Consider the following 12405-nt stretch of genomic DNA (forward strand, 5'->3'; position numbering starts at 1 on the left):
GGCGAACGCTGTCGGCTGCCGCCTCAGCCGATCCGCACCTTCGTCTCCAGCGGCAGGTCGGCCGACGACCGGCCGACCGCGACGGTGTAGGTCCCCGGCACCACCGTCCAGCCGGTGTCGGCCGTCAGCCACACCGCGAACGCCTCACGGGGCAGGGCGAGTCGCACCGTCCGGCTCTCGCCCGGTTTCAGGGTGACCTTCGCGAACGCCTTCAGCTGTCCGGACGGTTCTCCGGCCGCCGCGGGCGCCGTCAGATACAGCTGGACGACCTCGCTGCCGGTGCGGTGGCCGGTGTTGCGGATGCCGACGCTGGCGCGGTAGCCGTCCCCGTACCGGTCGAGCCGCAGGTCCGACAGCCGGAACGTGGTGTACGAGAGGCCGTGCCCGAAGGGGAACAGCGGCTTCTCGCCGGAGCTCCGATACCAGCGGTAGCCGACCGCGAGTTCCTCGTCGTAGTAGACCTGCACCCCGTCGCCCGGGTACTGGACGGTCGTCTTCGCCGGGCCCTGCTGCTCGGAGGCCGGGAAGGTCTCCGGCAGGCGGCCGCCCGGCTCGGCGTCGCCGAACAGCATCGCGGCCAGGGCGCTGCCCTGCTCCTGTCCGCCGTACCAGTTGGCGATGACGGCCCCGGCGCCGTCGAGCCACGGCATGAGGACCGCGCCCGATGTGTTCAGGACGACGACCGTGCGGGGGTTCGCCGCGACCACCGCCGCGATCAGCTCGTCCTGGCCGTCCGGCAGGGCGAGCGTGGTGCGGTCCGCGCCTTCGCTGGTGTAGTCGCCCGCCACGACGACGGCCACGTCCGCCGCCCGCGCCGCGTCGGCGGCCCCCGCGAGGTCCTTGGTGTACGTCACCGGGATGTCCCCGGCCCTCGCCCTGATCCCGGCGAGCGGGGTGACGACGGTGCCGTTGGCCTTGACGTTGCCCGAACCGCCGCCGTGCGTACGGGCTCCGGCGCCGGCCGCGTCACCGATGACCGCGACGGAGGCCGGGCGGGCGAACGGCAGCACCCGTGTGTTCTTGAGCAGCACGCTGCCCTGAACGCTGATGCTGCGGGCGAGCGCGAGATGCGCGTCGGTGCTGACCACCTTGGAGAGCACGGCCGCCGGGTCCGGCAGCCGGTGGTCGAAGAGGCCGGTCCGGTACATCGCGGTGAGTACGTGGACCGCCATCGTGTCCACGGTGGCGGCGCTCACCGTGCCCGCGGTGACGGCGTCCTTCAGCTTGCCGCCGAGGTAGGTGGAGCCCGGCATCTCCATGTCGGAGCCCGCCCGCGCGGTGAGCACGGTGCTGTGGGTGCCGCCCCAGTCGGACATCACCAGGCCGTCGAAGCCCCACGCGTCGCGCAGGGTGTCCTGCACGGCGGTGCGGTTCTCGTGCGACCAGTGGCCGTTGACCTTGTTGTACGAGGTCATCACGGCACCGGCGCCGCCCCGCTGGACGGCGGCGCGGAACCCCGGGTAGTAGATCTCGTGCAGGGCCCGCTGGGAGACCACCACGTCGATCGAGCCGCGCAGGATCTCCTGGTTGTTGGCGGCGAAGTGTTTGACGGTGGCCATCACCGGGTTGGTCTGGATGCCCTCGACGACCCGGGCGGCCAGCTCCGCGTTGAGAAAGGGGTCCTCGGTGAAGGTCTCGAAGGACCGCCCCCAGTACGGGACCCGCAGGATGTTGATGCAGGGCGCCAGGGCGATGTTGTGTCCCTTGGCCGCCTGTTCGGCGCCGTAGGCGGCACCGTAGGTCCGCACCGTGTCCGGGTCCCAGGTCGCCGCCAGGGTCTTGCAGTCGGGCCACTGGGTCACGCCGGTCGAGCCGTTGCCCACGCCGTTCGGTCCGTCGCCGAGGTACAGGGCCGGAATGTCCAGCCGGGTGTTGGCGAGAACCCGGCCCGCGTACCCCACGGCCCCGGTGGACCAGCCCTCGCCGTGCAGCAGGGCGATCTTCTCGTCCAGGCTCATCCTCGCGAGGAGTCCGGCAGCCCTGGTGGCGGCCTCGGACGAGCCGGGTCGCGCGGCCGGGACCGTACGCACCGCCCCGGGGGCGACGCTCCGTACGGCCGCGGAGGCACCGGTGGCCGAGGCCACCGTGGTGACGCCTGCGGCCACCGCGCCCGCTCCGGCCAGCTTCAGTACCGATCTCCGGTTGACGTTCATGTGCCCTCCCGAGTCGCTGTCATGGATGCGCGTATGGCATGTCATGGGTGAACGAGTGCACGGACGCGGACGCACGGGTGCACGCGCGCACGGGTGACATGAGAAAGACGTCGCCATGCAGAACATGTCATGTACATGGGCACAGAGATCGCCTGAATCGTCAATGGTTCACACGCGCTTCGCCCCCCAACAGCCTGGTTCTCGGCCGAGGTGAGCCAGTCGTGAGCCGGTAGCGGGAGCGGACCGCAGCCAGGGGACAGCAGCGTGCCCCGGAGGGACCGAAAGGACGGCCGTCCGGGGCACGGAGCTCACTGATTCACTGCTGATTCACTGCTGAACCACTGCTGGTGAACTACTGGCTCACCACTGGCTCACTGACGGTGCTTCGGTCAGTTCCAGTCGTGGTCGCGACCCTGGCCCCAGTTCCAGCCGCCGTGGTCACGGCCGTGGTCGTGGTCACGGCCGTGGTCGTGGTCACGGCCATGGTCCCGGCCGTGGTCGTGGTCGCGGCCGTGGTCGTGGTCGCGCCCGTGGTCGTGGTCGCGGCCGCCGTTCACGCAGGTGTTGCCGAACGCCGGGTTGAGCAGGCCGATGACGTTGACGCTGTTGCCGCAGACGTTGGCCGATACGTTGACCGGCACCTGGACGACGTTGCCGGAGAGCACACCGGGCGAGCCGATGGCGACGCCCTCCGCCCCGCTGTCCGCGGAGGCGACCGACGCACCCCCGAGCACAGTGGCGGCGACGATGGCAGACAGCGCGGTCATCCGCACGATTCGAGACATGTGGACACAAACCCTTCCGTAGGAGCACTCCGGGGCCGGATACACGCGGGCCCTGTTGTGTGGACCTCGGCTATGCCTGCCCGCTGGGACGGTTCCCGCATCGTCACTTCACCCGAAGAGACGCGGAGTTGGGCAGGCACACACCCGGTGGGCTGCGGAAACGCGGCTACCGGGGGTCCGCCGCCCGGCTGATCGCCGTCTCGACCGCCTTGATCCGGTCCGCGAGCAGCCCCAGCGCCGCCACCGCGCGCGGCAGCGGATCGTCGTCCGGGCCGCCCCCCAGCGTCCGGGTGCGGACGTCGGCCGCCTTGACCTCGGCCCAGCGCGCCGACTGCGCCTGTGTGAGGGTGCCGCGCAGTTCGGCCAGTTTCAGCAGGTTCGACTCGGCGCCGCCGGCCAGGGTCTGGGCCTCGCCCGTGTAGTGGTCGTCGATCACCGCGGCAAGCTCCGCGCCGTTCATCACCGGGTCGATCCGCGCCGCGATCTTGTTCATGTTGCGGTACGAGCCCTGGAGCTGGAACGGCGGCTCGGTGCGGGCCGCTTCGGACTGGGCGGCCGACGCGATGTACGCGGCGTTGACCGCGAGCACCGTGGTCCGGGCCACCAGCAGATGGCGCAGGACCGCGACGATCCGGTCCAGCTCTCCGGGTGAGTACGGGTGCTGGAGCCGGTCGCGCCGTGCGGTGGGATCGTCCGCCGCCAGCCGTACGAGCAGCGCCAGGTCGTCGCGGCCCCGGCCCGCGAGCGGGGCGAGCACCGGGTTCGCCGTGAGGGCGTTCTCCACGAAACTCAGCGCGAAGACGTCCTCCTTGCCGGTGAGCACATCGCCGAGGTTCCAGACATCGGCGCGGTTGGCCAGCATGTCGGGGATCCGGAAGCGCTGCCCCGACTCGGTGTACGGGTTGCCCGCCATGCAGACCGCGAACCGTTTGCCCCGCAGGTCGTAGCTGCGCGCGGCGCCGTCCCTGACGCCCTCGATCCTGCGCTGGGCGTCGCAGAGCGGGATGAACTTCTGGAGCAGTTCGGGCGAGGTGTGCTGGATGTCGTCCAGATACAGCAGGGTGTTGTTGCCCGCGGCCAGCGCGAAGTTGATCTTCTCGACCTCCTGGCGCGCGGTGGCGTCCGGCGCCTGCGCCGGGTCGAGCGAGGTCACCTGGTGGCCGAGTGCCGGGCCGTCGACCTTGACCAGGACCAGGCCGAGCCGGTCGGCCACGTACTCCATGAGCGTGGTCTTGCCGTAGCCGGGCGGCGAGATCAGCAGCAGCAGGCCGTTGCTGTCGGTGCGCTTCGAGTCGCCCGCGGTGCCGAGCTGCTTGGCCAGGTTGTCGCCGATGAGCGGGAGGTAGACCTCGTCGATGAGCCGGTTGCGTACGAACGACGACATGACCCGCGGGCGGTAGTCGTCCAGCCGCAGCCGGGCGCGCTCGGCGGCGACCAGGGCGGTCCGCTGCCGCTGGTAGTCACGGAAGCCGGGCACCTCGGTCCGGTGGAACTCGGCTGCCGCCGGGAGGAGTTCGTCGATACGGACGGTCAGGCGGCGGCGCTCGATGCGCGGGTGTATGCCGAGCAGTCCCTCCACCGTCTCCGTCAGCGGCGCGGCCGACTCGTAGCGCGGCAGCTCAGGGCAGAGTTCGACGGCGACCGCCTCGGCGAGGTCGCCGGGGCGGGTGTCGCCCTGGCCGCCGGACCGGGTGTACGCGCCCAGCCAGTTCTCCACCAGCTGACGGCGGGCCGCCGGATCGTCGTCGCCGATCCCCGCGAGGTCGTCGTCGTAGGCCGAAGTACCCACAGCACGGCGGAACTTGTCGAGCAGAGTGCGGGCCGCCGCATGGGTGACGAAGCCGTCGGGGCCGCCGGTCAGCTCCTCGAAGAGGTACCCCGCGGCGTCCGGCGCCTCCGGTCCCCCGATCACGCCCGCCAGCTCGTCCTGCCACTCCGCGATGGCCGGGGCAAGACCGAAGGTCTCGCGGGCGCGGGCCATCGACACGGCCCGGCGGGTCCAGGCCCGCCGTGCGGTGTCCGTCGTGGCGTGCGCCCAGAACAGCTGGGCTGCGGCGCGGGCCTGCGGCGGGAAGCGCAGCAGCCCGGCTTCGGAGTGCATCCGCAGCAGCGCGCCGAGGATGAGCACGGCGTCGTGGTCGTGGACCCCGCGTTCGTACCCCTCGTCGTACGCGGCCTCGGCCGACTGCCGTACCAGCGACGGGAGATCGGCGGCGGCGAGTGCGTCGGCGCCGTGCTCGGCGAGCAGCCGGGCCGCCAGGTACTCGGCCCGGTAGAGCCCGGGTGACTCGGAGGGCAGGGTGCGGCCCCAGTACGGGCGGCAGGCGGCGAATGCGGGATCGGTGACCGGGGAGCGGTAGTCGGTGCCGGTGAGCGCGAAGGCCAGGCCCGTGCTGTCGTCGCTGCCGCCCTTGCCGTGGGCGCCGCCGTACGGGACCAGGGTCAGGTCGAGCGGCTGGGAGTTGACCGCGAAGCGGTGGCGGCCGAGCCGGATGACGGCGCCGCCGTCCGCGTACAGATCGGTGCGGTCGCGCAGCGCGCGGACGGCCTCCTGGCGGGCGGCCGCGATCCGGCCCGCCAGCTCTTCGGCCCGCACCCGGTCGCCCAGTTCGCGCAGCTCGGCGGCGGTGCGGGTGACCTTGGCGACCAGCGGGTCGGATGCGAAGAACGTGCTGATCGCGTCCGCCGAACCGAGCGAGGCCACCCGGCGGGCGATGGTCTCCAGGACGCGCGAGGCCGAGGCGCCGAGCCGCTCCGCGCGGCGGGCGCGGTCGTCCTGGAGGGTCTGCTTACGGGCCGAGAACGCCTCGTACACCTCGGTCCGCTGTGCGCCCAGCTCGGCCAGGAAGTCGTCGGACCCGGCGAACCGCGACTCCAGGTCCTCCACCCGGAGCAGCAGACCCGCGAGCTGGTCGTCACAGGCCTCCGGGGTGGCGGCGGCAGCCAGCGCGCCCGTGACCGACTGCCCCAACAGGGCGCGCTCCGCGGCGAATTCGGCGCGCCCCTCGTGGTCGAGCAGCTCGCGGCGCCGGGCTTCGAGGGTGGCGCGGGCGCGGTTGACCGCGCCGACGACCCCGGCGATCCGCTCAAGGACCGAGGTGCGGACGGTGGCGTCGCCGATGTCGAGCCCGGTGACGACCTCGGTGACGGTACGCAGCCCCTCCGCCAGTTCGTCGAGGCGTTCGGTGACCGGCGCGGCCCCGGCGACCGTCCCGATCGCCTCCGCGTCGGCGGTGAGCCGCTCGGTCTCCGCGTGGTACCCGGTGAAGGCGTCGTCGCGGCCCAGCTGACCGACGGCGCGCTGCGCGAAAGCGGCTGTGTCCGCCTCCACTTCGCCCGCGAGCGTGTCGATGCGCGCGGTGTCCGCGTACCGCTGCTCCTTGAGCGTCAGCAACTGCCCGTGGGCACGGCGCAGTTCGGTCAGCCGGGTGACCCACTCGGCGGCCGAACCGGGCGCCTCACCGCGGATGCGGCGCACCAGCCCGGCGATCCGCGCCTCGGCGGTGTCCAGGGCGTCGGCGGCCTGCCGGGTCAGCGTCCGGACGGTCTCGAACTCGGCGAGCACCTGCCCGGCCGTGGTCCGCAGCCCTTCGAGCGGTTCCAGCAGGCCGCCCGTTCCCTCGTCGCCCAGCCAGTGGTGGGTGTCGGCGGCCCGTACGCAGGACGCCAGCAGCGTCTCGTACACGCCGGTGGTGGGCGCGGTGTTCTCGGTGACCGCGCGGGCCAGCGACAGGCAGTCGGAGATCCCGCGCACCAGGTCCGCGTTGCCGATGCGGGCGAGAGGCCCTTCGCCTGCCGGGGCCGAGTCGGCGTAGGTGTCCGATACGTACGGTGAGCGCCAGCGCTGGAGCGGGTGGACGCGGGCGGGCTCGTCGGACTCGCCGCGCAGGACGATGAGGGTGCCGTCGTCGAAGAGCGCGTACCCCCGGCAGACGATCGGGGTCCCGGTCTCCTTGCGGATCAGGTTGTACGGCAGGAGCAGGGTGCGGCCGTCGGCGCGGGCATGGAAGACGTACAGCACGTCCTCGCCGTTCGGGGAGCGCAGCAGCCGGTCGAACTCCAGCCCTGTCGTGTCGAGTTCGAAGGTCTTGTACGCGCCGGTGGCCAGGCAGTACCCACCGGGGAAGACGATGCCCTGGTCCTCGGGGAGGCTGCGGCAGGCCTGCCCGATGCCGTCGAGGCGGACGACCGTGCGGGTGACCGTGTTGAAGACCAGGTGGCGGCGGGCCTCCTCCTTGTACGGGCGTACGCGCAGCAGCAGGAGGGCGCCGACGCGGGCGTACTCCACCTCGGCGTCGGCGAGCGACTGGAGCGGTTCGCCGACCGGCTCGGACCAGATCCCCCCGGCCGTCTCGGTGTTGTCCTCGTCCTTGACGGTGAGGGAGCCGCCGACCGTCGTCACGTACACCTCGCCGGGCAGGGCGATGTGCGGGTGGCGGCCGAGTACGTGGTCCTGGCGTGTGGTGGCGGTCCACTCGAAGTCGTGCGACGGCGGGAGTACGTGGTCGCGGTCGCCGCGCGCGTCCAGATACCCGGCGCTGCCGTCGGCGGCGAGCGTCCAGCGCAGTACGCGGATGTCGTCGGCGGTCTCGCCGGTACGGAAAACGGCGAGCAGCTTGCCGTCGATGTGGCGGAGCTGGAGGAGGCGGGCGTCGCGGTAGTAGCGGTGAAGCTCGGCGAACTCCCTGGTGAAGGCGGGGTCGTCGAGCAGGCCCGGCACGGCGGTGTCGGGGAGCCGGCTGAGGTCGGTGTCGTACAGGGCGAAGACGCCGGCCGTGCCGTCGGCCGCGTTGTCCGCCGCGTCGGAGGTCTGCTTCTGCCCCGGCGGGGTGTTGCAGCCGATCAGCAGGTGGCCGCCGATGGCGACCGTGTCGCGGGGGACGCAGGTGGTGTCGGTACGGAGGTGTTCCGTGCGGGTGAGGGCCAGCTCCGTCGAGCCGAAGGTCTCGGTCCGGCGGGTGTTGAGGGCGGTGGCCCTGCGGGCCAGCTCGGCGGCCTGCACGGTCAGCCGGTCCCGGAGCACCTCGTAGGTGCCGGCGTCTACGGAGGTGGTGGTCATCGGCTGCTTTCTGCGGTGTGGGCGGGTGGTTGGGGGCGGTGCGGGTGGAGGGGCTGGAAAGGGTGGAGTCGGACACCACCCATCGGTGTCCGGCACAATCCGGCCCGGCCTGCGCTTGAGGACCAGGGGCCGGCCCGGGGGACGGCGCCCCCGGGCCGGCCCTCAGCCCCTCACCGCCCGTTCAGCGCAGCGACCGGCACATCGGAGAGCCCCAACCGGTCGGCCTGGTCCAGGAGTTGCTGGACCGGACCCGCCTCCGCACCCCCCGACTTCAGCAGCTGCATCAGCACCGCGGACACCGTCAGATTCCGCACGCCACCACTCGTCACCGAGCCGAGCATCTTCGTCAGGTCCTCCGGGAAGCTGGCCGAACCGTCCAGCCACGGCTTGGCGAGCGCCTGGGCCGTCCCGGAGTTCTCCATGAAGCCGTCGAGGCCCTTGCCCAGCGAGATCGACGACACCAGGCGGTCGAAGAAGACCGACTCGCCGCCGACGATGCTGATGTCGGCGTTCTCCAGACCGGTGGCGAGCACCGTGGCCTGCGCCTCCGCGACCTGGCGCTGGACGTCGATCCCGGCCAGCCTGATCTCCTTCTCGGCCGCGACGCGCAGCCGGTACTCCTCGTGCCCGCGCGACGCGTCGTCCAGTGCGGCCATCGCCGCCGCCTTCTCCGTGAGGCCCGCGGCCTCCGCCTTCAGCTTCTCGCCGATCATCGCGGCGTCCGCGGTGGCCTGGGCGCTGGTGCCCTCCGCCGCGGCCAGTGCCTTCAGACGGGCGCCCGACGCCTCGGCCCTGAGCCGGGCCTCGGTGGCCTCCGCCTCGGCGCGGCCCGCCTTCTCGATGACGTCGGCCTCCTTGTCCCGGACCTGGACATCGGCGAGTCCGGGTGCGGCGGCCTCCGCCTGGATCGCCTCGGCGAGACGCAGCTTGGCCCGGGCGTCGAGGTCGGCGGACTTCAGCCGGGCCTCGGCCAGGGTGAGTTGCTCGGCCGCGTGGTGCGTGGCCGCCACCTCCGCGGCCTCGGCCGCCTTGATGTCCTTGACCAGCCGCTCCTGCGCCTCCGCCTCGGCCGCGATGATCACGGCCTGCCGGGTGCGCTCGGCCTCCTCGACCATCCGCAGCTTCTTGATCGACTCCTCCTGCTCGGCGACCGTACGGTCCACCGCGATCCGCTCGCGGATCACGTCGGCCACCTCGCGGCGCTCCGCCTCGACCTCCTTGTCCCTGGAGATCATCGACAGCTGCGTCTCACGCTCCCGGCCGATGACTTCGAGCAGCCGGTCCTTCTCGATCCGCTCGTTCTCGACGGCGATGACCCGCTCGCGGTTCTTCTGCGCCACGGCGATCTCGCGCGCCTGGTTCTCGCGCTGCACCCCGAGCTGCTCCTCGGTGCGCAGGAACGCGGTCTGCGCGCCCAGTCGTTCCTCCTCCTGCACCTTGGCCGTCACCGCCTCCTCGCGGGCCCGCAGGGTGTCGACCTCACGCTGCTGCTTGATCTCCGCCTCGGCCTGCCGGCGCTCCAGCTCCAGGATGGTCTCCCGGGCGTCGACGTTCTGCCGGGTGATCTCCTTCTGCTCGGTGCGCTGGAACTCGTTGGTGCGGACGTGCTCGACGGCCGTCAGTTCGGTGATCTTGCGGATGCCCTGGGCGTCCAGGATGTTGGCGCCGTCGAGCTGCGCCATCGGCGTCTGCTCCAGGAAGTCGATGGCCGCGTCGTCCAGGTGGTAGCCGTTGAGGTCGGTGCCGATGACCCGGATGATCCGGTCCCGGAACTCCTCGCGCTTCGTGTACAGATCCACGAAGTCCAGCTGCTTGCCCACGGTCTTCAGCGCCTCGGAGAACTTGGCGGCGAAGAACTCCTGGATGGCCGCCTTGTCACTGGCCCGCTGGGTGCCGATCGCCTGGGCGACCTTGGCGACGTCCTCGACGGTCTTGTTGACCCGTACGAAGAACGAGATGTGGATGTCGGCCCGGATGTTGTCCTGGCAGATCAGGCCCTCGCGCCCGGTCCGCCTGATCTCGATGATCTTCACCGAGATGTCCATGTACTCGGCCTTGTGCAGCACGGGCAGCACCACGGCACCGGTGAAGGTGACGTCGACCTTCTTCGTCTTGGAGATGATCAGTGCCCGGCCCTGCTCCACCTTGCGGAACAGCCTGCTGAGCACCAGGACGAGTGCGACGGCTATGAGCAGGACAACGGCGACGAGCACGCCGATGCCCAGGGAGATGGCATCCATGAACATTCCTCGAAGGGTGTCTTGAACGGTGGCTTGTGGTGCGGCTGCCGTGGAGCGGGTGGGGGTCCCCCCGGCCGAAGGCCGGGGAAGGGCGGACCGCCGGGGCTCGGGCTCAGCCGGTGCCGCGTGGATCGAGCGCCGCGTCGAAGGGCGCGATCCAGAAGAACTCGCCCGGTTCGTCGTAGGCGTACAGCAGCGCGGTGTCCCCCGACCGGAGCCCGGGCAGGATGTCGTCGCCCTGGACCCTGACCTGGACCACGGCGGTCGAGCCGTCGTCGGACGCGACCTCGGCCTGCCCGAAGTCGGCGGTCACCGAACCGGTGCGGACGGTGCAGACGAGCCCGACGAAGTCCAGCCGGGACGGCGGCGGCTGCGCCGGGAGGAGGGCGCGCATCCGGCGGACGGCGAACCGCGTCACGATCCAGGCGGCCAGCAGCGCGGCGACGAGCACGGCGGCGCCGAGCACGGTCCTGACCCCGCCCGGCGGCTCGGCCCTGCGCACCAGCACCGAGCCCGCGAGACTCGTGAACCAGGCGAAGAGGGTGAAGAGCGATACCGGCACGGTGACGGGCACGCCGCTGCCCCCCGCAGCGGCCGTGCCCGTGTCCCCCGTACCGAGGTGCAGATGGAAGGCGTCGTGCTCGGCGGCCCCCACCAGTACGAGCAGCCAGAAGGCGATGACCACCAACAGCGCCGCACCGAAGAGAACCGCCGGAAAGCCCAGCGCGGCGCCCATGAATTCATCCATCGAGCAGGCCCCATTCCCCCGTTTTTCCCCCGTGCGGCCCCCCGTGCAGAGCGCCCCGGTGCCGGGCGTACGTTTCCGTAACCCGGCACCGGGCCGCTCTCCCCCGTTTCCGCAATGCCCATTCTGGAGGGACTCCGCCAGTCATCGCATTGCCGTAACCCGGCAATCTTCGCTGTCGCCGGATGCCGGGGCCGCACCCCTGGCCCGGCCGTCGGTCGCGGTCTGTCACCCTTGCGGCTGTGCGGCGGGCCGGACACCGCCGGAACGTCGCCGGGACCGGCCGGGGCCGGACCGTCGCCGGGACGACAGGGAGAAGCAGGAGAGCGAGTGACAGGGCCCGACATATCCGAGAAGCACCCCGGGACGTACCTGGAGGGGTACGCCCCCATGCTGGCCGATGTCCTGGTGACCGGCCGGCGCCCGACCAGGCCCGAACTCGACGCGCGCCGCGCCTTCGGCGAGCAGGCGGCGGAGGACGGCCACTCGCTGCGCACCCTGGTCGCCGCGCATCTCGCGGCCGCCCGTACGGCCTGGCCCACCGGGACCGCCTCGGTGAGCGGGAGCACGGCGGGCAGTGTGCTCGCCGCCGTCGAGCTGGCCGTCGACGCGTTCGCCGAGGGGTACGAGCGGGCCCAGCGCATGGCCGTACGCCAGGAGGAGGCCGTGCGCCGGGAGTTCATCGACGACCTGCTGTACGGCGGCAGCGACCTGGGGCGGCTGGCCGAGCGCGCCGAGCGGTTCGGGCTGCGGCTGTCCCGTACCCACGCGGTCGCGGTCGCGCAGTGCGCCGGCGCGTACGACGAGGGCGCCGCCGCCACCCGCACCGTGGAGCTGGCCCTCTTCAGCCGCTTCGGCAACCGCAGCATCCTGCTGACCACGAAGGACGGCCGGCTGATCTGCATCGCCCCCGGCGACCAGGACGACGTCCTGACGTACTTCGCCAAGCAGGCGTACGCGGCCACACCCGACGACGGCGTACAGGTCGCGATAGGCCGCCCGCACCCGGGTTCCGGCGGCATCGTGCACAGCTACGAGGAGGCGCTCAACGCCCTGGAACTCGCGGCCCGGATGGACCTGGAGGGCCCGCTGCTGCGCTCCGCCGACCTGCTCGTCTACCCGGTGCTCACCCGCGACCGGGAGGCCCTGGTCGATCTGGTGCACAGCGCACTCGGACCGCTCCAGCAGGCCCGGGGCGGCGCGCAGCCGCTCGTCTCGACGCTCAGCCACTACTTCGACGCGGGCTGCGTGGCGGCCGAGGCGGCCCGCCGGATGTCACTGAGCGTGCGGGCGCTCACCTACCGGCTGGAGCGGATCCACCAGCTGACCGGCGCCAACCCGGCCGACCCCGGGCACCGTTACACGCTCCAGACCGCGGTCATCGGCGCCCGGCTGCTCAACTGGCCGGCGCAGGACATCTGAC

At 72.0% G+C, this 12405-nt stretch carries 6 protein-coding genes; 1 reads left to right on the top strand and 5 read right to left on the bottom strand.

The features are described from left to right. Window positions 1-23: 23 nt before the first annotated feature. From OG210_RS12745 to OG210_RS12765, 5 genes are all read right to left on the bottom strand, one after another. On the bottom strand, window positions 24-2153 hold the full coding sequence (locus OG210_RS12745) for a glycoside hydrolase family 3 C-terminal domain-containing protein (protein WP_328329483.1): 2130 nt from the start codon (window positions 2151-2153) through the stop codon (window positions 24-26). 389 nt (window positions 2154-2542) lie between these two features. Next, a complete protein-coding gene (locus OG210_RS12750; protein WP_371536420.1) occupies window positions 2543-2920 on the bottom strand; it encodes a chaplin in 378 nt (125 codons plus the stop codon). Window positions 2921-3104: 184 nt separating this feature from the next. Further along, the gene (locus OG210_RS12755) at window positions 3105-7997 is read right to left on the bottom strand and encodes a DNA repair ATPase (RefSeq protein WP_371536423.1); all 4893 of its coding nucleotides are present in this window, start codon (window positions 7995-7997) and stop codon (window positions 3105-3107) included. A 170-nt stretch (window positions 7998-8167) separates the two neighbouring features. Further along, window positions 8168-10237: a flotillin family protein gene (locus tag OG210_RS12760; RefSeq protein WP_328329479.1), complete on the bottom strand. Its 2070-nt coding sequence runs from the start codon at window positions 10235-10237 to the stop codon at window positions 8168-8170. A 112-nt stretch (window positions 10238-10349) separates the two neighbouring features. Continuing rightward, window positions 10350-10985 carry a hypothetical protein gene (locus tag OG210_RS12765; RefSeq protein WP_328329477.1) on the bottom strand — a complete coding sequence of 212 codons (636 nt, stop codon included), beginning with the start codon at window positions 10983-10985 and terminating at the stop codon, window positions 10350-10352. Between the two features lie 387 nt (window positions 10986-11372). Here OG210_RS12765 and OG210_RS12770 point away from each other — a divergent pair, with 387 nt between their 5' ends. After that, window positions 11373-12404, top strand: coding sequence for a helix-turn-helix domain-containing protein (locus tag OG210_RS12770; protein ID WP_328335545.1), 1032 nt, complete (start codon window positions 11373-11375; stop codon window positions 12402-12404). Window position 12405: the final 1 nt, after the last annotated feature.

This window comes from Streptomyces sp. NBC_00466 (assembly GCF_041433995.1).
In the GTDB taxonomy this organism is placed as follows: domain Bacteria; phylum Actinomycetota; class Actinomycetes; order Streptomycetales; family Streptomycetaceae; genus Streptomyces.